29 protein-coding genes and 3 pseudogenes are annotated in these 21,405 nt (G+C 38.1%); 22 read left to right on the top strand and 10 right to left on the bottom strand.

Annotation, left to right across the window (positions count from 1 at the left end; all coding sequences use genetic code 11):
* Nucleotides 1–11: 11 nt before the first annotated feature.
* The gene (cpxP, locus tag C6H66_RS02320; protein WP_105394695.1) at nucleotides 12–503 is read left to right on the top strand and encodes a cell-envelope stress modulator CpxP; all 492 of its coding nucleotides are present in this window, start codon (nucleotides 12–14) and stop codon (nucleotides 501–503) included.
* 230 nt (nucleotides 504–733) lie between these two features.
* On the opposite strand, the gene C6H66_RS02315 is transcribed toward cpxP, so the two are convergent.
* The 3 genes from C6H66_RS02315 to C6H66_RS27560 all read right to left on the bottom strand — a co-directional run bounded on the left by C6H66_RS02315 (nucleotide 734) and on the right by C6H66_RS27560 (nucleotide 2,297).
* Complete coding sequence (locus C6H66_RS02315) at nucleotides 734–1,702, bottom strand: phage integrase (RefSeq protein WP_105394757.1); 969 nt, start codon at nucleotides 1,700–1,702, stop codon at nucleotides 734–736.
* Nucleotides 1,703–1,768: 66 nt separating this feature from the next.
* Entirely contained in the window at nucleotides 1,769–2,062 is a 294-nt protein-coding gene (locus C6H66_RS02310; RefSeq protein WP_023043964.1) for a helix-turn-helix domain-containing protein, read from the bottom strand.
* Nucleotides 2,063–2,084: 22 nt separating this feature from the next.
* Nucleotides 2,085–2,297 (bottom strand): phage integrase, encoded by a 213-nt coding sequence (locus C6H66_RS27560; protein ID WP_422615620.1) that lies wholly within the window; start codon nucleotides 2,295–2,297, stop codon nucleotides 2,085–2,087.
* 165 nt (nucleotides 2,298–2,462) lie between these two features.
* Here C6H66_RS27560 and C6H66_RS02300 point away from each other — a divergent pair.
* Nucleotides 2,463–3,359 (top strand): annotated as a pseudogene (locus C6H66_RS02300) (ISKra4 family transposase); the annotation flags it as partial.
* 450 nt (nucleotides 3,360–3,809) lie between these two features.
* On the opposite strand, the gene C6H66_RS02295 reads toward C6H66_RS02300, so the two are convergent.
* Entirely contained in the window at nucleotides 3,810–4,403 is a 594-nt protein-coding gene (locus tag C6H66_RS02295) for an IS1595 family transposase (RefSeq protein WP_219847605.1), read from the bottom strand.
* Nucleotides 4,404–4,751: 348 nt separating this feature from the next.
* On the opposite strand from C6H66_RS02295, the gene C6H66_RS02290 reads away from it, so the two are divergent.
* The 12 genes from C6H66_RS02290 (at nucleotide 4,752) to C6H66_RS02240 (ending at nucleotide 12,498) form a co-directional block, all read left to right on the top strand.
* Nucleotides 4,752–5,507 (top strand): hypothetical protein, encoded by a 756-nt coding sequence (locus C6H66_RS02290; RefSeq protein WP_105394694.1) that lies wholly within the window; start codon nucleotides 4,752–4,754, stop codon nucleotides 5,505–5,507.
* Nucleotides 5,508–5,519: 12 nt separating this feature from the next.
* Nucleotides 5,520–6,350, top strand: coding sequence for a hypothetical protein (locus C6H66_RS02285; RefSeq protein ID WP_105394693.1), 831 nt, complete (start codon nucleotides 5,520–5,522; stop codon nucleotides 6,348–6,350).
* Nucleotides 6,351–6,562: 212 nt separating this feature from the next.
* Nucleotides 6,563–7,165, top strand: a complete 603-nt coding sequence (locus C6H66_RS02280) for a hypothetical protein (RefSeq protein ID WP_105394692.1) — start codon at nucleotides 6,563–6,565, stop codon at nucleotides 7,163–7,165.
* Nucleotides 7,143–7,706 carry a histidine phosphatase family protein gene (locus tag C6H66_RS02275; RefSeq protein ID WP_105394691.1) on the top strand — a complete coding sequence of 188 codons (564 nt, stop codon included), beginning with the start codon at nucleotides 7,143–7,145 and terminating at the stop codon, nucleotides 7,704–7,706. Before C6H66_RS02280 ends, C6H66_RS02275 begins: the two co-directional genes overlap by 23 nt.
* Complete coding sequence (locus C6H66_RS02270) at nucleotides 7,703–8,416, top strand: hypothetical protein (RefSeq protein ID WP_105394690.1); 714 nt, start codon at nucleotides 7,703–7,705, stop codon at nucleotides 8,414–8,416. The genes C6H66_RS02275 and C6H66_RS02270 overlap by 4 nt, the downstream gene beginning before the upstream one ends.
* A 39-nt stretch (nucleotides 8,417–8,455) precedes the next feature.
* Nucleotides 8,456–8,728 (top strand): hypothetical protein, encoded by a 273-nt coding sequence (locus tag C6H66_RS02265; protein ID WP_105394689.1) that lies wholly within the window; start codon nucleotides 8,456–8,458, stop codon nucleotides 8,726–8,728.
* 13 nt (nucleotides 8,729–8,741) lie between these two features.
* A complete protein-coding gene (locus tag C6H66_RS02260; RefSeq protein WP_105394688.1) occupies nucleotides 8,742–9,554 on the top strand; it encodes a leucine-rich repeat domain-containing protein in 813 nt (270 codons plus the stop codon).
* A gap of 184 nt (nucleotides 9,555–9,738) precedes the next feature.
* A complete protein-coding gene (locus C6H66_RS02255; RefSeq protein WP_181150135.1) occupies nucleotides 9,739–9,951 on the top strand; it encodes a hypothetical protein in 213 nt (70 codons plus the stop codon).
* Between the two features lie 45 nt (nucleotides 9,952–9,996).
* A complete protein-coding gene (locus C6H66_RS02250) occupies nucleotides 9,997–10,221 on the top strand; it encodes a hypothetical protein (RefSeq protein ID WP_105394686.1) in 225 nt (74 codons plus the stop codon).
* A gap of 396 nt (nucleotides 10,222–10,617) precedes the next feature.
* A complete protein-coding gene (thyA, locus tag C6H66_RS02245) occupies nucleotides 10,618–11,412 on the top strand; it encodes a thymidylate synthase (protein WP_105394685.1) in 795 nt (264 codons plus the stop codon).
* 248 nt (nucleotides 11,413–11,660) lie between these two features.
* Nucleotides 11,661–11,819, top strand: coding sequence for a hypothetical protein (locus C6H66_RS26340; RefSeq protein WP_219847604.1), 159 nt, complete (start codon nucleotides 11,661–11,663; stop codon nucleotides 11,817–11,819).
* The gene (locus C6H66_RS02240) at nucleotides 11,785–12,498 is read left to right on the top strand and encodes an HAD family hydrolase (protein ID WP_219847603.1); all 714 of its coding nucleotides are present in this window, start codon (nucleotides 11,785–11,787) and stop codon (nucleotides 12,496–12,498) included. Before C6H66_RS26340 ends, C6H66_RS02240 begins: the two co-directional genes overlap by 35 nt.
* 98 nt (nucleotides 12,499–12,596) lie before the next feature.
* On the opposite strand, the gene C6H66_RS02235 is transcribed toward C6H66_RS02240, so the two are convergent.
* On the bottom strand, nucleotides 12,597–13,808 hold the full coding sequence (locus C6H66_RS02235; RefSeq protein ID WP_105394684.1) for an MFS transporter: 1,212 nt from the start codon (nucleotides 13,806–13,808) through the stop codon (nucleotides 12,597–12,599).
* A gap of 425 nt (nucleotides 13,809–14,233) precedes the next feature.
* Between C6H66_RS02235 and C6H66_RS26575 the strand changes: the two genes are divergently transcribed.
* From C6H66_RS26575 to C6H66_RS02215, 5 genes are read left to right on the top strand one after another with little or no spacing between them, the layout of a single operon-like run.
* Nucleotides 14,234–14,449, top strand: a complete 216-nt coding sequence (locus C6H66_RS26575; protein ID WP_248000590.1) for a phage tail tape measure protein — start codon at nucleotides 14,234–14,236, stop codon at nucleotides 14,447–14,449.
* 50 nt (nucleotides 14,450–14,499) lie between these two features.
* The gene (locus C6H66_RS02230) at nucleotides 14,500–15,150 is read left to right on the top strand and encodes a phage tail tape measure protein (RefSeq protein ID WP_248000589.1); all 651 of its coding nucleotides are present in this window, start codon (nucleotides 14,500–14,502) and stop codon (nucleotides 15,148–15,150) included.
* The gene (locus C6H66_RS02225) at nucleotides 15,059–15,523 is read left to right on the top strand and encodes a phage tail protein (RefSeq protein WP_105394683.1); all 465 of its coding nucleotides are present in this window, start codon (nucleotides 15,059–15,061) and stop codon (nucleotides 15,521–15,523) included. The genes C6H66_RS02230 and C6H66_RS02225 overlap by 92 nt, the downstream gene beginning before the upstream one ends.
* Nucleotides 15,520–16,629: a phage late control D family protein gene (locus C6H66_RS02220; RefSeq protein ID WP_422615619.1), complete on the top strand. Its 1,110-nt coding sequence runs from the start codon at nucleotides 15,520–15,522 to the stop codon at nucleotides 16,627–16,629. Before C6H66_RS02225 ends, C6H66_RS02220 begins: the two co-directional genes overlap by 4 nt.
* Nucleotides 16,630–16,683: 54 nt before the next feature.
* Nucleotides 16,684–16,902 (top strand): ogr/Delta-like zinc finger family protein, encoded by a 219-nt coding sequence (locus C6H66_RS02215; RefSeq protein ID WP_023045648.1) that lies wholly within the window; start codon nucleotides 16,684–16,686, stop codon nucleotides 16,900–16,902.
* A gap of 145 nt (nucleotides 16,903–17,047) precedes the next feature.
* Here C6H66_RS02215 and C6H66_RS02210 read toward each other — a convergent pair whose 3' ends face one another.
* Entirely contained in the window at nucleotides 17,048–17,323 is a 276-nt protein-coding gene (locus C6H66_RS02210) for a helix-turn-helix domain-containing protein (protein ID WP_036780172.1), read from the bottom strand.
* 139 nt (nucleotides 17,324–17,462) lie between these two features.
* Here C6H66_RS02210 and C6H66_RS02205 point away from each other — a divergent pair.
* Nucleotides 17,463–17,740: pseudogene (locus C6H66_RS02205) on the top strand (type II toxin-antitoxin system HicA family toxin).
* Nucleotides 17,733–18,080: a type II toxin-antitoxin system HicB family antitoxin gene (locus tag C6H66_RS02200; RefSeq protein ID WP_036780168.1), complete on the top strand. Its 348-nt coding sequence runs from the start codon at nucleotides 17,733–17,735 to the stop codon at nucleotides 18,078–18,080. The pseudogene C6H66_RS02205 and the gene C6H66_RS02200 overlap by 8 nt, the downstream one beginning before the upstream one ends.
* A gap of 319 nt (nucleotides 18,081–18,399) precedes the next feature.
* Here the strand turns inward: C6H66_RS02200 and C6H66_RS02195 are convergent, their stop codons facing one another.
* The 4 genes and pseudogenes from C6H66_RS02195 to C6H66_RS02180 form a co-directional block, all read right to left on the bottom strand.
* Nucleotides 18,400–18,633, bottom strand: a complete 234-nt coding sequence (locus tag C6H66_RS02195; RefSeq protein WP_282183105.1) for a HigA family addiction module antitoxin — start codon at nucleotides 18,631–18,633, stop codon at nucleotides 18,400–18,402.
* Nucleotides 18,633–18,752 (bottom strand): annotated as a pseudogene (locus C6H66_RS26335) (type II toxin-antitoxin system RelE/ParE family toxin); the annotation flags it as partial. The pseudogene C6H66_RS26335 and the gene C6H66_RS02195, both read right to left, overlap by 1 nt.
* Before the next feature lie 629 nt (nucleotides 18,753–19,381).
* The gene (locus tag C6H66_RS02185) at nucleotides 19,382–19,666 is read right to left on the bottom strand and encodes a type II toxin-antitoxin system RelE/ParE family toxin (protein ID WP_105394682.1); all 285 of its coding nucleotides are present in this window, start codon (nucleotides 19,664–19,666) and stop codon (nucleotides 19,382–19,384) included.
* Entirely contained in the window at nucleotides 19,659–19,901 is a 243-nt protein-coding gene (locus C6H66_RS02180; protein WP_036811444.1) for a type II toxin-antitoxin system ParD family antitoxin, read from the bottom strand. Before C6H66_RS02180 ends, C6H66_RS02185 begins: the two co-directional genes overlap by 8 nt.
* A 264-nt stretch (nucleotides 19,902–20,165) precedes the next feature.
* On the opposite strand from C6H66_RS02180, the gene C6H66_RS02175 reads away from it, so the two are divergent.
* Nucleotides 20,166–21,404, top strand: coding sequence for a transposase (locus C6H66_RS02175; RefSeq protein ID WP_105394681.1), 1,239 nt, complete (start codon nucleotides 20,166–20,168; stop codon nucleotides 21,402–21,404).
* The last annotated feature ends 1 nt before the right edge of the window (nucleotide 21,405 follow it).

The raw sequence follows: 21,405 nt of genomic DNA, 5'->3' as shown, positions 1-21,405 counted from the left end.
GGAGTTGTTTAATGCGTAACATAGCAGCGTTAGTTTTAGCGTCAATGTTTGTTCTTGGCTCGACAGCATCTTTAGCTGGAACAGCAAGTACAATACACGCTGCTACGGTACCTGATAATTGTGCGCCTTGCGATTATAAAAATGCAGGAAACTATTATTATCGTAATAATGATGCTGGTGACAATGACCATATGTTCAGCGGTATCACTTTAACTGAGCAGCAGCGTCAACAGATGCGTGATTTGGTAGGGCAGAAACATCAACCACGTTCATCGATGTCGATGAGCCGTACAGAGCGAGAAGAGATGCGTAAGCTGGTCACTGCGAAGGATTTTGATGAAGTGGCAGTAAAAGCCCTGATTGAAAAGATGCTCAGATGTAATGTGGAACGTCAGGTAGAAATGGCCCGTATCCATCACCTGATATACCAACTGTTAACGCCTGAGCAACAAGCACAATTGGAACAGCATTATCGGCAGCGTATGTCCCAATTACCGAACTGATTTGTAATACCCATAGCAGCAAAGTAGTAGCAAATGAGAATTTTTCCTTGCCATAGACACCATCCCTGTCTTTTCCCCCGCCTTATGGCGGGATTTTTTTATCTGGCTAAGATTAATTCACTTTAAAATCAACCAGATAAAATTTTTACAAGCAACTGTAAGTAGCGTGGAAATTTTCAAGTGTGGACACTAGTGTGGACACTTTTGAGTGCTACGGTTGCTTAGGATTGCTAAATTTCCATGCCGCCATTCAGTGGGTTTAACGTGATTGCAAATTGCAAATAGTCGGGTGCTAGATGAGCATACGCCATAGTTTGTTGTATATTGGCATGACCGAGTATTTGTTGCAGTGCAACAATGTTTCCACCTTTCATCACAAAATGACTTGCGAATGTGTGGCGTAGAACGTGCGTTGCTTGTCCTTCTGGTAAATCAGGTTTTATTGACTTTAATTTTGTACGAAAGCTTTCGTAATCAACGTCAAATAATTCCCCTGACTTCTGTTTGATTTCCTTTTCTAACTCTTTTGATATCGGAATAGTTCTTTGCTTGCCATTTTTAGTTTTTAAAAATGTCACTCGACAACTCTTTACTTGGGTGCTTTTTAGGGTTGATGCTTCTCCCCATCTGGCACCCGTGCTGAGACATAGCAGCGCAATTTTTCTTTCATCCCCTGATAGTACTGATAACAGCGTTTTGACTTCTTCTTTTGTTAGAAAGGTCATTTCTGGCTGTTTTTCCTTTAACGGGGGTAATCCATTCAGTGGGTTGCTACCGCTAAAAACTTCAAGTTTTTGCAATGTCGTTATCATTCCTGATAGACGATACATATCCCGATTTATCGTTGACGCTTTGATCCCATCAGCCAGGCGATTACTGCGGTGTTCCAGTAAAACATGCTTGTTGAGACGGTTTATAGATGGATCATTTAACTGCCTGATTGTCTTCATCAGTTGTCGTTTTTCTATAGTGCCGTTTTCTGCGGTTTGTCCGTGATATAGCCACCATAAGTTCAGTAAATCACTAAGGTCTCGTCTATCAGTTCTTGTACTGGGTTTTTGAGCATTTGCCATTGAATGACGTTCGAAGGCAATAGCTTCTGTCTTCTTGTTGAATGTTCTCCTGATGCGATTTCCTTGTCGCCCAAGAGGTCTAATATCCACCATATAACGACCATCATTGAGCTTCTTAATTGGCATAAGTAAGCCCTTCGATGAAACTGACAGATTGTGACCACAACCCGTCAGCATACGCATAACCAATATCTAGCCAATTTTCTGGTTTGAGTGGAATGAGGTTTCGTTCTCTGGCCCATTGTGCGCGATAGCCGGCGAGACTTGACCAGCTTCCGGTGCTGTAGTGTCAGTCATTAGCCACAGCGTATATTTTTTGAACTTAGGGTGTTGAGTTAATTTAGAAAGTGTGTTCCAGCCGGGTTCGTTATGTCCTCCCTCTAATTTTTTTAATGTGCTAAGGGGGAGCTGCATGATTTCACAGAATTGTGATTGACTCAGGTTCTCTGCATTACGCATGGCCTTTATTTTTTCTCCTATGTTCATTGACTTAGTTCCGAGTATTGATCTAGTATTCGCTTGGTGGTGTAAAAGTCGGAACCATCAAGCACGAGCAAAACACCTTGTAGATTTTTATTAAGGTCGAGAGCATGCCGGATAGTCTGTATATATCTCGATTTACAGTTTTCGCGCTTATTCCATCAGCCAACCGTTTTCCTCGATGTTCCATGATGACTCTCTTTGTGAGATGGCCTATTTTGGGGTTGTTAAGCTGCCTCATTGTTTTGGTAAGAAAGATAAAAAAATCTGGGGCACAACCGCTTGGAAGTGACGCCACACCATAAGATTAACACCCAAAAATGCAGCTGTAACGGCATAGAAAGTATGCGGAGTTGTTGATTTTATCGCTAACTGAACAGAGTACCCCAGACTTTTTTATGCTCTCACCTTATTTGGCATTATCCCGGTAGAGGGATTTTGGGTTTACCGATGCGCTTGTGAGAAATATTCAACCCAAACCGTTAGTTTGCTCAATAACTGGTGTGATGCGCATACTCACCCGGAACTCTATATAGAAACCCGGTGGGCTTCACTGATGTTTATGGATTGACCGCCAATCTGCTCAAAGATATTCTGCCGATGGGGGAACGCTGTAATGCCGCCACAGTCAGAAATCATCTCTGTCAGATCGCCAAAAGACAATAGACCGAATTAGACGGATTGCCTGATTTTTTCTCCGACGCTCCCAGAGAATGGGAAACATTACTCAAGCCGGGAAAACTGATGACGGTGGGTATCAATGGGGGCTATGTCAAAAATCGAGATGATAGAAAACACCATTTCGAAATTATCGCCGGAAAATCGTTCTCTGCGACTGTTCCAGCCAAACGCTTCAGTTTTGTGCAGTGTCTGAAAAATCACCCTAGAAGAAAATTGATGGCCCAGTTATCTTCACAAGGAATGCAGGCTAATCAACAAATTATCTTCTTATCTGATGGTGCTGATAATTTCAGGGATCTGCAATTTAACTTGTATCCTGAATCCCAGCACGTACTCGACTGGTTTCATATCACGATGCGCCTGATAGTCTCAAAACAATATGCCAAAGGAGTATCAAAAAACGCCCCTGAACCCGGTGCAGAATTGTTAGACACGTTAACCAGCACAAAATGGTATCTCTGACATGGGAATGTCGATAAGGCATTAGAATATTTGAATCATTGTGCCCTGATATGTGATGACGATACATTGCATTATGAAAACCCAATTTGAACATTGGTATCCGGGTATAAAATTAGGTGACACAATGGATCATTCTTGGACAGAAGCGGTCGCTGCATAAGTGCTCCACAGATTTTTATGCTCTCCAAATGTTTTACAATATCGACGCCAAAAGGAGTAAATTTCATGGGGGGATCCTCCAGTTATCAGGGAGCGACAGGCTCCCGCTTTTAGGCACTATAAGGCTGGAAATCTGAGAGGATCTACGCCTTACCTCTCAATTCCAGCATTGTGCTAAAGGCGAAGTGGTTGGGATGTGTTCATTACATTCTCGTATATAGACCATGAGAAATATTTAGTTTCGGAATTATTATAATCAAATGGACATTATTATTTATGGTATCATATCGGACATTAATAATAGCATTACTAACGCTTTATTATGTATGATAAAAAATTATTTCCTTACTTATTTTTCTTTATGAGAATATAGTAAAAATTATAGTTACGGATATTATTCATTCACTTATAGCTTTATTTTTGGGGCTGTCCTAGATAGCGATTACATTTTTCACTTAACTATTTGTTTTAGAATATGTAATTGGTCTTTTACACCCGGTGTGTTAAATCTCCATTCACATTCCTTGAGAAAGAGCTCAAAATGTTCCTTTAGGATACCATTAAATTTACGCATATGACGTTTGTCTTGGTTCCAAAAATTCTCTATCCCATTGATGTGGTTTTGACCATTTTTAGAGTCTACAAACTCCGTGCTAGGGTTGATTCGATAGTGTTTAAAATCGGACACGTCCAACACATCATAGCTGGCAAAATTGTCTGTGTAGACCAGGCTGTCAGGCTTAATTTTCGCCGTGATTATCGGCATCAAGGTATCGGATTTAGCATTAGGTATTAGGCGGGTGTAGACCTTACCTCCTCGCTTGAGAAGCCCGAAAACAGGGACTTTTTCGGCTGAACCTCGCCCACGTTTTCCCTTACGTTTACCCCCGAAATAGCTTTCGTCTATCTCGACTTCACCTTCAAACATGGACTGTTCATCGACATAATCAGCGATAAGGACTCTGAGGCGGTGAAAATAGTAAGCTGAAGTCGTTTTGTTGACACCCACTAACTCTGCCGCAGTGCGAGCTGTAGCCTCTGCCACAAAGAGCTCCTGAAGACGTTTTTGTTGGTATTAGCTAATCAGACCTTTTCTCATTTGGATATCCTAGATCAAATTACTTATCTAGGACAGCCCCTTATTTTAATTAAGGGGTGAATTAATGTGGAAGTGTATTGTAATGCTTAATAAATAGATAGTTGAATGCAAATACATGGGAATATGTCCAAAACTCCGTGTCTTTATTGATAATTAATTACTTTTTTTAGTAAAAAGCATGAGGTCATAATTTATAGGAGTAATCTATTATATATAATGTTAAAATATGGATTAACATTATTGTAGCTTGTTGTTATATGATGGACTTAAAATTAATTTCCCAAGAGAAAATAAATGAACAATCTAACCTCAACTCGCATTGTTAGGGATGATATACGTAAAAGGTTTAATGTAATAAATAATCATGTGAATTCCGAAACTCAATTTTTTCATATGGCAAGTGAATTTTTAAAATATGTAAAAGATAATGAGTTGCTGTCAAGATTACTGCAAGAAATAATTAGCGATAAATGTTATTTGAGCGAGATTGCAGCCCAATCATATAGGCATGTGAATCATTTTTCAAAAATTGTCTTGATTAATGAGGCAGACCCAACTCGTTGTAGATTAACCCTTCATATATGGAAGCCTCCATTTAGTGATAAAGAAAAGGCACAAGAGTTAATTCATGATCACCGCTTTAGCTTTGCTTCATATATAGTGTGCGGAAAACAAGAACATCAAATTTTCTCTGAAGTAGAAAAAGAATCAATAACTAAAAAAATTTTTCAGAAGTATAAATACTACCCGTCAAAAACAGGGAACATACATGATTGTTATTTTGATAAGGATGTTCAACTAAATGAAAAAAATAACATGATCGTTAATAAAGGTGATATTTATACAATGGAAAATGTCACGATTCACAGAATTATGTTTCCTATAGAAGAGAAACCTATTATTTCTTTTTTAGTTAGAGGCCCGAGAAAAAGAATTTTTACTCACACGTATAATACTTTTTATCCTCGAGAAGGAACTTCTTCAAATGTTCCAATGTACACTACAGATGAATTGGATGAATTATTGAAATATACGTTAAATCAGATATAACAGGTGTAAACTATGAATCTTAAGGTAGATAGTAAAGGTCATATCCATGAGCACTATGAAGGATATAATATTTTTCGTCAGCTGGCAGTTAAAGTATTCGCCAATCATATTACGGATGAGCAGTACTATCAATGGTTAGATAGTGTTCCTGCTGAATTAGCAAGTAAATTTCCTACAGCAGAATTTAAAGAACGTGATTGGGTTAGAGATAATCCACCATTAAATACTGCTATATATTATGATACTAAAAATTATGATATATTGCCAACCGGAGCCTTATTAAGAACTTCATGCAGTAAACTAACACATGCTTTTTGTGCGTTTAAGATGCCTGAAGATGAAACGGGAAATCGTCTTGATCGTCGACATGTTTTTGAAGGAAAAGAAAAAACTGAAATTCAGAATAATCCAAGCGGTGAGAAAGCGGTATCAATTGTTAAAAATCTAATTACTAGAAAAGATATAGAGCAACCTGGAACATTTCTGGAAAAAACATTTGGAATAAATCCATCAGAGATATATCCTGCAATGATTCTAAAAGGTTATAGAACTACATTTTATGTTCTTATTGATGATTATGATGTATTAAGGTGTTCAATTGATCGTTCTTCCGTTTTTGATATAAGGGGTGAGGTTGATATAGAAGATGATAATAATTGGAAAAAATTTCGCGAAGTAGAAATTTCTCTTTATCCGAGAATGGATGATGCGATTAAAAATGATTTACGAGTGATTCAACTTATTCAAGACATTAGAGATTCATTGGTTTCCCGCTTTAATACCCATGTTATATATGATATAAAATACCAGAGAGGAATGAAGCTTCTAGGTAAAATGAGTTAAATATACGGTGGAGGAAAATGAAATATCCATATTGAAACCTATTGCTGGTGTATTTTATGTTGCAAATGGAAAAGTATCATTTCTTGTGAAGGATGTTTATTATTATTTGCATTTTCTCCACTTTAATAACTGTGGTTTTTAATTAGGTGTTTTTGGAATAGTAGCTTGAATTTATTTTATACAAGCTAGAAAAATTAAAATGAGAAATAAAAATGTCAGAAATTGCATTAATGATGTTAAAACCAGAGTTCAACATCTCGGATAGGAAAAAATTATATCCAAAATTAATTAATTATATGAGGGTGCATAATATCTCTATTATTGAGGAGTTTACAACTAATAACCGTTATATCAAGGAGATTATATTTGATGGGATTTATAATAATTTACTGAAAAATGCCAATTTACAACAAAAGGGAAATGAAATAGGGAGCTATAATTTTATAAGATACAATAATGTAATTAAATTAGGTGATGATAAATACGCCTTAAAAAAAAGATTTACTTGTTATAAACCCTTTCTGTCCTATGCAAAAAAACTTTTTGTTTTTTCTTTTGTCCCATTGCATTTATTTATAATAAGAAGAAGTAAATACTCTACTTGGGAAATATTAAAAAAGGAGTTTCAGGGAGATGCCATTCAGAGTAACTCTAATGGAATTGGTGTGCGTTCTTTGTTTAGGGAATTACCATGGTATACGCCTACAACTAATGGACTGCATTTATCTGCATCTGATGAAGAAGCCATTTTAGAAATAGAATTTATACAAAATTTAAGAGATTTCTTAGATAATGAAACTATCAACTATGCATAAGGAATTGATTTTAATAAGGCACGCCCAATCTGAATGGCAGAGCGGAATTACAAATGATCGGAATAGTAATCTAACTGAAAAAGGAGTTTTAGAGTCTAAATTATTATATATGAGGCTAAAAAAATATATTGAAATGAATAGTTACTCATTATATTGTAGTACCCTTAATAGGGCTATGCAGACTTGTAATTTATCTCTTTCTGAAGAAAATTTTTCTCGGGTTACTTTTAATGAGAATTTTAATGAAGCAAATTTCCATGTTAGGAGTAGTATTTTTATTAGAAGGGATTTTTTTCCAAAGAAGACCGATAAGAAACCTAGCGAATATATGGATTTTAAACATAGAATAAGCATGGAAATCACTGATATTTTAGCTCGCGAAAATAAAGTTGTTATTTATACTCATGGAGGGGTAATTAAAACTATCTTAAGGATATTTTGTGGTTCTGATGAATTTTGTTCAGAAATTGAAAATTGTTCAATAACACATTTTATTGAATCTGAAGTAGGTTGGATTTTAAAGAAAGTAAATTATTTATGAATATTCTAGAACCAAATTTGTTGATTTTTATATTAGTTACATGTGCAATATTTCAATCTTTAGTAGGTGTTGGGCTAATTATGATTGGAGTACCAACATTGATACTTATGGGATTTTCTTTTCCGGAGGCTCATTCATTGTGCTTGCCTGGTTCTTTATTAATAAATTCATTCCAAGTTTTTGAGAAAAGAAAAAAATTCAATAAAATGGACTTTTCTTTTTATCTAGTAATGAGTATAATCTTTATTATTTCACTAATTATCTTAAATTATATGTTTAATTTTAGGTTTAATAAAACTATTGCTGGAATAGTCCTTATATTTACAGGTATATTTGGATTGAATGCAAGTTTAAGAGAAAGAGTCTTATTTTTTATAAGAGATAACGCAAAAGGTACCAGTTTTTTAATTGGTATTATACATGCATTATCAAGCTTAGGAGGCTCTTTACTAGCATTGTCAGGGTCAGCGAATTACTCAACATCGGATAATGTAAGGAAATTTATTGCAGGTGGGTATTTAATTTTAGGCTGTATTCAATTTGTGTTTTTTTATATTAATTCTATTGGTGTTAATACTTTGTTATATTCATTCATTTCAGTTCCAGTATATTTTATTACTTCAAGATTTTTATCGCCATATGTTAATGGTGATAAATTGAAAATTTTCATATTTTTATTAATACTTGTATATGGTTTTTTAATTCTTTGATAATAAATGTTATTTATAATAATTAGTGAAAAATAAATCATGCTTACAATTTTATCAAATTACCTTCATAAAGAGATAGGATTTTGTATCAAATATGGTAGATTGGAATCCGCGGTTCTTGTTGATATCAACAAAAAATATTTTGTCGTAAAACAAGATTGCTTTATACGTTATATACCTTATAGTTCTATTCAACAAATCATTGAATTTAATGATAAAGATAAAAAAGGTAAAAGAATAGGTTGGTTTAATAATAAACGTGTTTCATTGATTATTATGGCTATACCTTTACAAAATATTGTCATTACTTAATAAGGAAAATTAAATGTTTCATCAGAATGTAATTTCTTTTGATATGAATGAGAGTAAATACCTTAATAAAGATTCTCAACAAATTAGTGTATTAAAAGAAGAGTTTCTTGCAGGACATGAATTATCTTATATCAGTCTTTACGATAATAAACTTGTAGATTTCCCTAATCTAATATGCAATCATGACAAATTAAGAATTCTTAATTTGTCATGTAACAATATAAAAAAAATCCCTAACGATATAGTTAAGTTATCAGAATTAGAAATGCTCGATCTTGGGCATAATGAGATTTCTGAACTACCCCATGAAATGGGGCAATTGACTTCTTTAAAATATTTATATGTAAGTAATAATAAGATATCTTATCTACCGGATTCTTTTAATAATCTTAAAAATGTTATTTACCTTAATATAACTGATAATCTTTTAGAAAAGATCCCGGCTTCTATTTTTGATATGAAATCATTAGTTGAACTTCGTCTTTACAATAATGGCATAGAAGATATTCCATCTAATATAAGAGAGTTGTTTTTTTTACGTGAGGTCCATCTAATGAATAATTTGATTTCTGTAATTTCCGATGGAATTACAGAACTGAAAAATTTAATTATATTAAATATTTCAAATAACAGCATAGAAGAACTCCCTGTGAATATAGGAAAATTAGATTCATTAATGGAATTGAATCTAAGGTTTAATAAACTAAATCGTTTACCAGATTCAATTTCAGAGTTGAATAATTTAACTATTTTAGATTTACGCGCCAATAATTTAACTTGCTTACCAGCTAATATAGTAAATATGAATAATTTAAAAAAAAATTGACTTGAGGTGGAATAGATTTTCAAAAATACCTAAAGAAATTAATATGTTAAGAGAAAAAGGTTGTCTCGTTCATATCTGATTCTATTTTGAAAAAATAAATATGTATAAAATAAATCCAACATCCTGTATTAAGATAACTGAGAATTTTCATTATATTAATTCTAATCCTTGGGATATTCCAACGATGCAAGAAATATCTGGAAGAAAACCAATCATCATTACCGTTTCTGGTGGTCCTAATTTAGGAAAATCGCATTTCATGCGTAAATTGGGATCTGAAATATTTCAATTAGATAATAAAGCGATTTTGATCGATGAAAGTTACTTTCGTCATCCATCTATTAGTTTGAATTTGAGTAATCTGATGCGTATAGATTTACTTTTCAATTGCATATGATAAATCAACGATTTATTTTTATGAATTCATGGATACAATATCATAATGGAACGTTCTTTAGCTGAAGATAAATTAATTATGTTATCACTTTATAACAGTAATATGATTAATTATAGTGCATTTAATAAATTATACAATATTATTATAGATAAATGTCCTAAATCAGATGGAATAGTGTTTTTTGATTATGCAATTCAAGATTCTCTGCGCAATCATGAAGCTGCTGTAAAATTGGGATTAATTCCTAAATTTTTCTTTGTAAGGAAATAAATTTCAATTGATTTATTGAACTGTGAAGCAAAACACATTCTATGTAAATTATTAGGAATGAATAACCATAAAATAGATTAATTAGTGTTAGCTGAAATGAAATTTTCAATATGTTACGCAAAAAACACTCAGTTTATCGGCGGTGATTTTTTCATCGTACTATTGCAACTATTGCATAAAACAATTCTTTTATTCGTATTTTCTATGCTCATGTGATACAAGTAGAGATAATATATATTGTTTATGTTATTTAAAGTGGGAAAATATGCTGAGTTAGTGTAAATCACCAGTAAAATATCAGTGCATATTTGTGGTAATACGTTGGTGATAGATTGAGTATATATGCTCTGTTAATAGGTATTCTCGTAACTAGATTATAAAACACAAGAGGAATAAATGAATCAGTATCTAGAGTTAATGAAAAAAGTGTTGACAGAAGGTATGGAAAAGAATGATCGGACAGGTATAGGAACGCGCTCAATTTTTGGTTATCAAATGCGTTTCAATTTGCAGGAGGGCTTTCCGTTAGTCACAACCAAAGCTTGCCATCTTCGTTCAATTATTCATGAACTATTGTGGTTTCTAAAGGGAGATACGAATATCAAATATTTAAATGATAACAGTGTCACTATATGGGATGAATGGGCTAACGAAAGCGGGGATTTAGGACCGATTTATGGTAAACAATGGCGTTCTTGGAATACTGCAGACAGTCGTCAGGTTGATCAATTGGCTAATGTAATTGAGCAATTGAAAAATGATCCTGATTCACGCAGAATTATTGTTTCAGCTTGGAATGTCGGCGAATTAGATAAAATGGCGATGGCTCCCTGTCACACTCTATTCCAGTTCTACGTGATGAATGGTAAACTTTCTTGTCAGCTTTACCAACGTTCCTGCGATGTATTCTTAGGATTGCCTTTCAATATTGCTAGTTATGCATTATTAGTGCATATGCTGGCTCAGCAGTGTGATTTAGATGTTGGAGATTTTATCTGGACAGGCGGAGATGTTCATATCTATAACAACCATATAGGGCAAACTCTACTGCAGTTAAGTCGCGCGCCGCGCGCATTACCAAGACTTATTATCAATCGCAAATCAACTTCTTTGTTTACTTATCAATTTGAAGATTTTGAAATTGAAGGCTATGACCCTCATCCAAAAATTAAAGCATCAGTTGCAATTTAACTCTATTTAATATTTAAAATCAGAAATAATTGACTAGGTAGATAGACAGTTATTTCTGTAAATAACCGTTGCACTAAAAAATTTAAAAATGTACCATCAAAAAAACGAGTGAATTACTCAGTGGAGTGCTAATTCATTTGTTGTATTTATAACGGAATTATATATTATGTAATCCAAGGATTACTAGTATCACAATGGATGATGGAAATAATATGGTTTACAATAGGATAAAATAAGGATGGTTTTTTATGATAAAGAAGACGATTCCGTTTGTAATTTCTTATGATTTTGATGGAACACTAGCTCCCGGTAATATGCAAGAGTATAATTTTATTCCTACTTTAAATGTCGATCCTTCTGAATTTTGGAACGATGTTAAAAAGCTTGCTAGAGAAAAAAAAGGCTGATGAAGTTTTATCTTATATGTTATTTATGTTAAATAAGGCAAATGATGCTAATATACCTATTAAAAAACAAGATTTGCTGAATTTTGGTTCAAATATTGATTTCTTTCCTGGTGTGCTTGATTGGTTTTCGCGAATTAATCAATATGGGAACTCTAAAGGGGTTGAAGTAAGGCATTTTATCATATCTTCCGGTTTACAAGAGATGATACAAGGAACAAAGATAGCTAAAGAATTTGAAAAAATTTACGCATCTAGATTTATGTATGACCACAATGGAATTGCCTATTGGCCTGCTTTAGCCGTGAATTATACAACTAAAACTCAATATTTATTTCGTATTAATAAAAATTGTCTTGATGAATGTGATAACACGGTAATCAATAAATTTATTGACCATACTGAACGTCCTATCCCATTTGATAATATGGTTTTTATCGGTGATGGTGAAACTGATATACCGTGCATGCGTTTAGTTAAGGCTCAAGGTGGCCACTCGATAGCTGTTTATCCTAAAAAAAACACTCACTCACATGAAAAAGCCAAACAATTTGCCAGAGAAGGGCGTATAAGTTTAGCGGCCTTAGCAGATTATACCCCTGACTCTGCTATTGAACGCTCTGTCAAGGCTATGATTGATAAAGTTATAGCACAAAGAATAATCCAAGAAGCAGGAAATTGATAATAGAAATATAAAATTTAGTGAAAAAACATACTAAGAGAAGAGCATAAAAAAACCGTGGGGCATTTATGCTCTCTAAGCCGAATGGATCGATAGATTCATACTCGCTTGCGTGAGCGTTTGTGAATGAGATCTTTTCGAGCTACTCTAGCAGGTATATAAGCGAGCACAGAACAGTATATAGCTATAATACAACAACAAGATGCAAATATAAAAACTGCTGAATACCCAAACGACGATACTATAGTGCCTCCTATAAAACCAGCAAATAGGATACCAATATCGAAACAAGATTCATAAGTACTGAGCGCAAGACCAATATTTTTATCCGGCATACTTTTCAGAGCTGGTAGGGCAAGTAATGGATATACCATGGATAACCCAAATCCAGTAAGGAAAGAACCTAACATCGCTTCATATGGATGAGATGATAGTCCTATAAGTAACAGACCAATTGCTTCAATTAGTAATGAAAACAAGGTCATTTTAAGTCCAGAATTATCGGCTTTCCAGCCAAGAGTTAACCTTGAAATCACATAACCAACTCCAAATGCAGAAAGAGCAACAGCAGCCTGTTTGGACCAATCATTCTGTATAAAGTAAAGTACTAGGAACGTTGTGATAGTAGCATAACCTATGCTAGCTAATGAAAAACCTAAACCAGCTTTCCATATTTTTTTTATGGTGAAGAATATAGTAGTTTGATTTTTTTCAGGATGAACTTCTACTGGATTTACAATAAATATTATTATATAACCCAACGCAGGTAAGAGTGTCATTACAATAGATGAAAATATAATGCCAGATTGATAATAAGACCATGTTCCGATGTAATTTCCTATTGCTAAACCAAGAAACATAGCAATACCAAACCAAGACATGATTTTGCCAGCATGCTCCCGTCCAACAAGACCGATTGGCCAAGTCCCGCTGCATGTAAATATGAGGCTCTCACCAATTCCCATAGGAATACGCGAGAAAATTATTATTGAGAAAGCTAGTATTCCTGGTTTAAAAAACATGAATGATAAATAACATAAAAAACCAGCAAAAATTATTAAAAATAGTCCTAATATCATTCCTTTCCTCGGACCATAATTATCTGAAAAACGACCTGAAAAAGAACGGGATAGCAATGTGGAAAGTGATTCCGCAGCTACAACTAATCCTACATACAATGCAGAATAGCCCAGGATTTTATTTATATATAACGGAAGTATGGCAAGAGAGATGCCTAGACTAATAATTGCGAATAAAAGTATATTCGCAATACAGCTTGCTGCAATAATGTTATTCTTTATTTTATACATTCTTAAATCCTTAAGAAAGGGCTCTATACAAGGCGGATTCTACTTTTTTTAAAATAACCTTCTGGCGCCTGTACGTAAAATCTGACGCATTTTATCGAGTAAGAAGGTGATTTTTCATGTAGGAACTCCCATTTTATTCAAAAAACAATTAATTTTAAAGTAAGATCTCGCCCTGTGATCTCTATACAAAACTAAATTTAAATTATTATTTGTTAACCGAGTAGTAAACTAGTTTACTTTTTCTGACAACATAAAACAAAAAGTAGATTGAGAACATAAAAAAGTCTGGGGCACTCTGTTCAGTTAGCGATAAAATCAACAACTCCGCATACTTTCTATGCCGTTACAGATGCATTTTTGGGTGTTAATCTTATGGTGTGGCGTCACTTTCAAGCGGTTGTCACATAAGTGCCCCAGATTTTTTTATGCTTTCCACCGCCAATCAGGTCACGCAGGGACAGAGTTTTTATGCAATGGCCGGCTTTACTCCAGACCAGATACGATCAGCCATGCCTGGTGCATTGGCGATGCCATTGGCGGGTGATACCGATTTGGCCTCGACGGCGGACATTGGTTCCAATATCCTGACGGGTTTTAAGCTGAAATCCGAAGAAATGGAACGGGTGAGTGATGTACTATAGTGGGTGCCTTTACTCGTTCTAACACTAATCTGATGATACTGGGTGACACCATGAAGTATGTTGCCCCTGTAGCGGCAGGCTTAGGGGTTGATATTGAAACCGCCGCTGCGGCGACGGGTAAACTCGGTGATGCCGGTATTCAGGGTAGTATGGCGGGTACCTCCCTAAGATCCATTTTAGGACGGCTGGCTGAACCGCCCGCCGCCGCTGCGAAAGTGTTGGCAAAGCTGAATATTCAGACTAAGGATGCCAAGGGCAATCTCCGCGCTTTGCCGGATATTCTGACTGAGCTGGACAAGAAAACTACCAAAACGGGTAACGCCCAGCGTGCCGGCATTTTCAAAGCTATTGCCGGGGAGGAAGCCTTTTCCGCTCTGTCGGTATTGGCTGAAAGAGCCGGTACGGGGGAATTACAGAAACTCATCAAAGAATTGAAGAACGCTCAAGGTGAGGCCAGGAAAGTCGCCGATACTATGACTAATAACCTTGACGGCGACATGAAAAGTCTGTCATCGGCATGGGAAGATATCGGTATTCAAATGATCGCCGTGAGCAACAACAACGCGCCCGCGCCCGTAGCTCATTTTCTGATAGCGAGGACTTTTATTCATGATGGCCGCACTCGGCTTATTTGTCTTTATGCTGAAAACCACGCCATACCAGAGCTTGCAACACCAACAATCATGGTGCTATGGATTTAACAATCGGGTGGGTGCCCGTCCTGCTTTCCAGTTTATGGGGCCAAATAACGATACTATTATACTGTCCGGCACCCTGTACCCTGAAATCACCGGCGGCCGGTTGTCCTTGCTGGCCCTGCAATTGATGGCTGAGAGTGGCAAGGCATGGTCATTTCTGGATGGTAGCGGCACGATTTACGGCATGTTTATTATTGAAAGTATCGACCAGACCAAAAGTGAATTTTTTACCGACGGTACCGCCCGTAAAATTGACTTTACCGTCACGTTGCGCCGTGTGGATGACAATTTAGGGGAGATGTTCGGCGACCTTCGCACCCAAATGACTGACTTGAAAACCCGTGTCACACACAAATTGGGCGGGCTATTTTCATGATTTCTTTACCTGATATGCTAAAACTAGATTGGGTAACCGGCAAAACTAATACACCTGTGTATGTTCTCAGTGCTGGTGACAAAAATGTCAATGCCCGCATTCAGTCACGGTTGATTTCCCTGAATCTAACCGACAATCGGGGTTTTGAGGCTGACCAGTTGGATATTGAACTGAATGATAGCGATGGTCTGTTATCTCTGCCTCGTCGTGGGACGGAGTTATCTCTGCATCTGGGCTGGCAGGGGGAATCACTGATCCACAAAGGTAAATTTATTGTGGATGAAATCGAATACAGTGGTGCGCCGGACAAGATAATCATCCGTGCCCGCAGTGCAGATTTTCGGGCGACGCTTAATATCAATCGCGAGGTGGCTTATCACCAGAAAACGATCAGCGATATTGTGCGCACTATTGCCGTGCGTAACGATTTGACACCGAAAGTGGACAAAATGCTAGCCAACATCACTCTCAGTCATATTGACCAGACCAACGAATCCGACGGCAATTTTCTAACCCGGTTAGCAAAACAGGAGGGTGCCATTGCCACGATCAAGAGTGGCTATTTGCTTTTTATCCGACAGGGGCAGAACAAAGCTGTCAGCGGGCAGTCCCTGACTTCGGTTATCATTACCCGGCAATCTGGAGACGATCACCGTTTTTCACTGGCTGACCGGGGCGCTTATACCGGCGTTTCCGCCAGTTGGCTTAATACTCGTAATCCAAGGAAAAAAGAGAACATCACTGTCAAACGCAAGCGAAGTAAGACTAATCCGCAGCAAGAAAAGAAAAAACAGGACCATTATCTGGTTGGCAGTGAGGGTAACGTTTTTGTGATGAAGCACATCTATGCTAACAAGGCCAATGCCGAACGTGCAGCTAAAGCAGAATGGGAGAAAATTCAGCGCGGTGTGGCGTCATTCTCTATTCGACTGGCGAAGGGAAGGCCAGAGCTGTTCCCTGAAATGAAAGTCAGGGTGAGTGGCTTCAAGACCGAAATCGACGCGGCAGACTGGACGCTGGTAACTGTCACACACACCCTGAATGACAGTGGATTAACGTCATCCTTGCAATTGGAAGTGAAAATTTCTGATTCAGATAGGGTATAGTTGCTTTAGTGCCAGTTTCAGCGATGGCAACCTGTTTGTTGAGGTATTCGCGTTATGATGAGATGCCCCTTATGCGGCCACGCCGCACACACTCGTAGCAGTTTTGAACACACTCCCCAAACTAAGGAACGTTACAACCAGTGCCAGAATATTAATTGTGGCTCAACGTTTGTTAGTCATGAAACCTTTGTTCGGTTCGTCACCAAGCCGACATTGATTGAAGCGGTTCCGCCGCATCCTGATAGTGGACAGCAGACCGTGCTGGTATTCTGATCGAATAGGTGCCGATGAGTAAATAATTAAAAAAAGCGTTCCATTATTCATCGTGGTGCGCTTTTTTTATGTAAAAATCTTTTCCTTGGGAGGAGCTTAGGAACGATGGGAAGAAGGCTTATGTCATGATCGTCTCAAACTATATTCAATTTTCAGGGACGTCTCTGTGGTTCACTAAAATCTGATGAATAGCCAAAACAACATCAGAAAAATCATCATCTACAATATAAAAATAGCATTCAGGGACATTTAACACCTTGGAAAACGCGCACATTGTTTCAAAGGTTGGCTGATGAGTTCCATTTTCATACTGTGACACTCTCGCTCGTGCTGACTTTTCATCTATGCCAGCCGCAATTCCGAGTTTTTCTTGCGTGATATTTGCACGTAAACGAGCGGCTTTTAAACGTTTGTTAATCATAAAGTTAACCGTCAGTTATTAGACATGTAGCTGACGATATATTTAACATTTTTAAGAAGCGAAAAACGACGTCATTGTTTGACATCATAATGGGACCAAAATAGAATGATATCATCAAATGACGTCAATGGGATGAAGGATGATTAAGGTTAAAGAGCTGAGCTCAAAGCACCGCAAGACCCTTGCGGATGTGCTGACCACCCCGCCGAAATCCGGCATAAAATGGGATGATGTAGTCAGCCTGATTAACAAACGGGGGGGAAGATCAAGAACGGCAACGGATCACGCCGGAAGTTTATCCTCATGGGCTCAGTCTATCAGACTCATCAACCTCATCCTGGTAACGTAATGGATAAAGGCGCAGTCAATGGCCTTCGTGAGTGGTTCGAAAATGTAATAGGGGTCGAACATGATTAAAAGCAACAACATTATGACTATCGACGGCCATCCCGCTTCTGTTATCTACGAAGCAGAAATTAGGGCCTTTCGCGGCAAGTTTCTGGATGTCACCGGATATTGTGATTTCGTATCAAACAGTATTGACGGGCTTGAAAAAGAGGGACAAATCTCACTGGCTGAATATATAGAAACGTGCGAGGAAGAGGGAATTAACCCATTCAAGGAAGAGGGCAAGCTAAAATCTTTTACGCTTCGTTATCCTGGCTGGCTGGAAGCTCGCTTGACTGCGGCGACAATATCACACGCAGTCTCAAAGAACCAGTTCATAGTTCAGCTGCTTGAGCGGGAACTTCAATAAAATAGATAACGCCGGACAGTGACAAAACTTGTTTTTATTGCTGTTTGGGGTTGTTGGGGTCTACTCAACCACCCCAGCGATAACAGATACTGCAATAGTGACTTATTGAGGATACTTTCCTGTTCGGCCTTGATAAATGAAAAAGCCTACAGTATGGGGCAGTGACCGGGTAGCTGTGATAACCGCCAACAAATGCGGGCTACACTGGCCCCCACTTTTGTTGGCTTTTTACTGTTGCTTAATGCCTTGAAGTGACCTGCGGCGTTTCGTCATTGTTGCCGTATAGAACGATACCTGACGTGTCGATCTCATCTTCCAGTTAGAGTAAGTCGTAGTTCGTCTGTAAGCGCATCCAAAATGCCGGATTACTCCCCAGCGCAGCAGACAGTTGGATGGCGAGCGCCGGGGTTAACGCTGTTTTGCCCGAAAGAAAGCGGGAAACCGTCGCTGGAGTTACGCCGATGTTTTTAGCAAACTGGCGAACGCCAACCCCCAAATCCTCCAGCATGTTGGATACCATAACGCCCGGATGAGAAACAATAGCCTGTCTCATTAGTGATAATCCTCCAGGTTTAAAATGTAAGCATCACCATTTTTAAATTCGAATGTGATGCGCTAGTTAGCTCTGACAGTAATTGACCATATGCTAGTCCGAGTCCCTTTTAGGGGGTAACTTGTAGGCATGAATATTTATGATAATTAAAGATTTAATTGCTGTATATTTTATTTAATCTGGTTGATTTATGCAAAGATGGCTTGTGTATAAATTTTTTGGCAAGGTGAAGTGACATGAATATTAGTTACTAAAAACGAATATTTTTTGTGCTTGAGCACGTTATTTTGACTATGAACGATTTCAGCAATATTTGACGTGTGAAGATATTGAAAAGATACAACGTGCAATAACTAAAATCATTGGCGCATCAAATCTTATCGGTAAATCTGAAAGTTGACTCTTGGATTTTATCGACTAGAGTATGATTATTCCCCGTGAGGGCTTTGTTAAAAATTTCTCCCGCAAAGGGCTTATTAACCCCTCAGACATATATGAGGGGTTTCAAACTGCTGACAAACCTCGTTGAAAATAAAGGGGTTGCTTCTTTCGTGATGAATCATAATGTCTCCATTTTCCTCATTAACCCGGTCTAATCCCCCGCCAGGGCGTTATTTTCACTTCTCCTGCAATAAAATGTTTGTTCTCCAGAAATAAAAACAACAAAGCATTGCGATTAGCAATGGCAGCTCGCAGGGCGAGACAGCTACGCAGGCTTGATGCACAGCACAACGTAGCCCCCGTCCGTTCAAAGAAGATAACGGGGGTGATTCATCTGTTGATGAAGGATACGCGCAATCAGAATATCGGTATCCCGGATAGTATAGAAAACCGTGTGGCGGTGAAACTCAACCCGCATGACACCTGGGACAGATGGGTACTCCCTCCCTATATGTGGCATTTCAGCTAGTGTGTCAAAAAATGCTTCCAGTGCCTCCGTATAATGGTCAGCCTGAACTTCACCGAATTGCAAAAGTGTATAATCATAAATCCCAGCAAAATCTTCAGCAGCCTGATCCGTGAGCTTATACATTATGTCTGTGTTTCCGTTGTTCCGCTATATCCCGTAGGGTCAGCGAGCTTTCCCCACTTTCCAAGCCAGCAATAACCGCCTTGCGTACAATCTCATCGTAAGCTTCTTGTTGCTCCAGCAAACGCAGCGCCGAACGCATAACTTCACTGGCATTTCCATAACGGCCACTTTCAATCATATGCTGTACGAACCTGTCAAGTTGTTCGCCCATACTGACAGTAGTAATTTTTCTCATATTTCACCGATGTATTAATAGTTAATACATCAAGTGTACAGCAAATGAGGCTGCATTACCAATGTCCTGAAGCCCCGAAAAAAATCGGGGCTTATGTCGATGTGGTCAAGGGGTGGACACTTACTTAAATAAATCCTTTTATTACAATGTGTTATGTTTTAAAAACAAACACCATCCCGTCTTTTCCCCCGCCTTATGAGGGTGTCGCAAAAGGCGTGTATTATCCGTTAAGATCTGCGTACTTCTTTTAAGCGCAGATCTTTTATGACCTTATTCATTCGAAAACGGGAACCTTCCCTTCATACCGGACGTCAGTTTGTCAAAGCTCAGCACTTACCTGTATTGGATGGCTCCCTTTCCCTTTCTGATTATCTCAGGCAAATGGGGGAGCGTAGCGCATTTATTGTTACTGACATTCTTGATGAGCAAGATTGGGGCCCTTTTGAACGCCATTATGCTTCGACAGGGAGAGCCCCTTATTCTCCACGCTCCATGATAGGGCTCCTGCTTTATGGGATCATGAAAGGACACTGCTCGCTCAGAGAACTTGAACGACTTGCGCGTTTAGATTTAGGCTGTATTTTTGTCAGTCAGGGAATTACGCCCGATCATGCCAGTCTTGGGCGTTTTATTTATCAGCACCAATCCGTCCTGACGGGCTCGTTTTTTAAGGCACTGACCTTATCCATTTTGCACCGTAGTCATTCGGACGGCTCGTGCCTGGCCGGTGACGGGACAGTGATAGAGGCGGCCTGTTCTCATTACCACCTTTTAACTCAGGAAGCGATTTCACGTGAAAAAAATACTCTCACGGCCACCCCTGCCACAGCGCAGACAGAAAAACGCATAAAGCAATTGGAACAGGGAGCCAGCGTATTACGGCGCCGACAAGAAAATCGCGAAAAAAAAGGGAAGGATGCCAGCCAACTGCGTATCAATCCAACAGAACCCGAAGCCGTCGTCCAGAAACTTAAGCGGGGAAGGGGATTTTCAACTTCCTATAAACCGTCTGTTTTAGTCAACAACAGACGTCTTATCGTCGCTCACACGGTCGATCCCTCCAGTGAAACCCAAGTGATGGCCGCGTTATTGGCGCAGAATCTCACTATCTCGGGCGGTCACCCGGAAAAATTGATATTGGATGCCGGTTATTTCCATGACGATGTGATTGCTGAGGCGAAGAAACATCAGATCTTGCTGTTTTGTGCAGAAAATTCAGACCGACAGCGTGCACGAAAAATCTATCCTAAATCATTATTTACTTATGATGCTGAGCAAGATTGCTATATTTGTCCTGCGCATCACCAATTGTCCCTGCAAAGTACAGTGAAAGCCACTGAAAAAACGCGGCCCTATCGGGTTTATAGCGCTGACAATTGTGCCGGATGCCCGCAGAAAGCGGGCTGCACAAAGGCTAAAGGAGGAAGAAAAATAAAACGTTATCCGGAAGATGAAGGGAGGGAGGCGCTTCGTTTGCATATGGCCGAGMHCAACAGATATTGAG

The organism is Photorhabdus hindustanensis (assembly GCF_002968995.1).
Taxonomy (GTDB): domain Bacteria; phylum Pseudomonadota; class Gammaproteobacteria; order Enterobacterales; family Enterobacteriaceae; genus Photorhabdus; species Photorhabdus akhurstii.
Note: the sequence above shows the minus strand (reverse complement) of the source record. Positions and strands in the feature narration are given on the sequence as shown.

What these genes read in the sequence shown, in the direction of transcription:
- cpxP (WP_105394695.1), top strand. Translation starts at nt 12, where the DNA reads ATGCGTAACATAGCAGCGTTAGTTTTAGCGTCAATGTTTGTTCTTGGC.
- C6H66_RS02315 (WP_105394757.1), bottom strand. Translation starts at nt 1,702, where the DNA reads ATGCCAATTAAGAAGCTCAATGATGGTCGTTATATGGTGGATATTAGA.
- C6H66_RS02310 (WP_023043964.1), bottom strand. Translation starts at nt 2,062, where the DNA reads ATGAACATAGGAGAAAAAATAAAGGCCATGCGTAATGCAGAGAACCTG.
- C6H66_RS27560 (WP_422615620.1), bottom strand. Translation starts at nt 2,297, where the DNA reads ATGAGGCAGCTTAACAACCCCAAAATAGGCCATCTCACAAAGAGAGTC.
- C6H66_RS02290 (WP_105394694.1), top strand. Translation starts at nt 4,752, where the DNA reads ATGAACAATCTAACCTCAACTCGCATTGTTAGGGATGATATACGTAAA.
- C6H66_RS02285 (WP_105394693.1), top strand. Translation starts at nt 5,520, where the DNA reads ATGAATCTTAAGGTAGATAGTAAAGGTCATATCCATGAGCACTATGAA.
- C6H66_RS02280 (WP_105394692.1), top strand. Translation starts at nt 6,563, where the DNA reads ATGTCAGAAATTGCATTAATGATGTTAAAACCAGAGTTCAACATCTCG.
- C6H66_RS02275 (WP_105394691.1), top strand. Translation starts at nt 7,143, where the DNA reads ATGAAACTATCAACTATGCATAAGGAATTGATTTTAATAAGGCACGCC.
- C6H66_RS02270 (WP_105394690.1), top strand. Translation starts at nt 7,703, where the DNA reads ATGAATATTCTAGAACCAAATTTGTTGATTTTTATATTAGTTACATGT.
- C6H66_RS02265 (WP_105394689.1), top strand. Translation starts at nt 8,456, where the DNA reads ATGCTTACAATTTTATCAAATTACCTTCATAAAGAGATAGGATTTTGT.
- C6H66_RS02260 (WP_105394688.1), top strand. Translation starts at nt 8,742, where the DNA reads ATGTTTCATCAGAATGTAATTTCTTTTGATATGAATGAGAGTAAATAC.
- C6H66_RS02255 (WP_181150135.1), top strand. Translation starts at nt 9,739, where the DNA reads ATGCAAGAAATATCTGGAAGAAAACCAATCATCATTACCGTTTCTGGT.
- C6H66_RS02250 (WP_105394686.1), top strand. Translation starts at nt 9,997, where the DNA reads ATGGAACGTTCTTTAGCTGAAGATAAATTAATTATGTTATCACTTTAT.
- thyA (WP_105394685.1), top strand. Translation starts at nt 10,618, where the DNA reads ATGAATCAGTATCTAGAGTTAATGAAAAAAGTGTTGACAGAAGGTATG.
- C6H66_RS26340 (WP_219847604.1), top strand. Translation starts at nt 11,661, where the DNA reads ATGATAAAGAAGACGATTCCGTTTGTAATTTCTTATGATTTTGATGGA.
- C6H66_RS02240 (WP_219847603.1), top strand. Translation starts at nt 11,785, where the DNA reads ATGTTAAAAAGCTTGCTAGAGAAAAAAAAGGCTGATGAAGTTTTATCT.
- C6H66_RS02235 (WP_105394684.1), bottom strand. Translation starts at nt 13,808, where the DNA reads ATGTATAAAATAAAGAATAACATTATTGCAGCAAGCTGTATTGCGAAT.
- C6H66_RS26575 (WP_248000590.1), top strand. Translation starts at nt 14,234, where the DNA reads ATGCTTTCCACCGCCAATCAGGTCACGCAGGGACAGAGTTTTTATGCA.
- C6H66_RS02230 (WP_248000589.1), top strand. Translation starts at nt 14,500, where the DNA reads ATGAAGTATGTTGCCCCTGTAGCGGCAGGCTTAGGGGTTGATATTGAA.
- C6H66_RS02225 (WP_105394683.1), top strand. Translation starts at nt 15,059, where the DNA reads ATGATGGCCGCACTCGGCTTATTTGTCTTTATGCTGAAAACCACGCCA.
- C6H66_RS02220 (WP_422615619.1), top strand. Translation starts at nt 15,520, where the DNA reads ATGATTTCTTTACCTGATATGCTAAAACTAGATTGGGTAACCGGCAAA.
- C6H66_RS02215 (WP_023045648.1), top strand. Translation starts at nt 16,684, where the DNA reads ATGATGAGATGCCCCTTATGCGGCCACGCCGCACACACTCGTAGCAGT.
- C6H66_RS02210 (WP_036780172.1), bottom strand. Translation starts at nt 17,323, where the DNA reads ATGATTAACAAACGTTTAAAAGCCGCTCGTTTACGTGCAAATATCACG.
- C6H66_RS02200 (WP_036780168.1), top strand. Translation starts at nt 17,733, where the DNA reads ATGATTAAAAGCAACAACATTATGACTATCGACGGCCATCCCGCTTCT.
- C6H66_RS02195 (WP_282183105.1), bottom strand. Translation starts at nt 18,633, where the DNA reads ATGAGACAGGCTATTGTTTCTCATCCGGGCGTTATGGTATCCAACATG.
- C6H66_RS02185 (WP_105394682.1), bottom strand. Translation starts at nt 19,666, where the DNA reads ATGTATAAGCTCACGGATCAGGCTGCTGAAGATTTTGCTGGGATTTAT.
- C6H66_RS02180 (WP_036811444.1), bottom strand. Translation starts at nt 19,901, where the DNA reads ATGAGAAAAATTACTACTGTCAGTATGGGCGAACAACTTGACAGGTTC.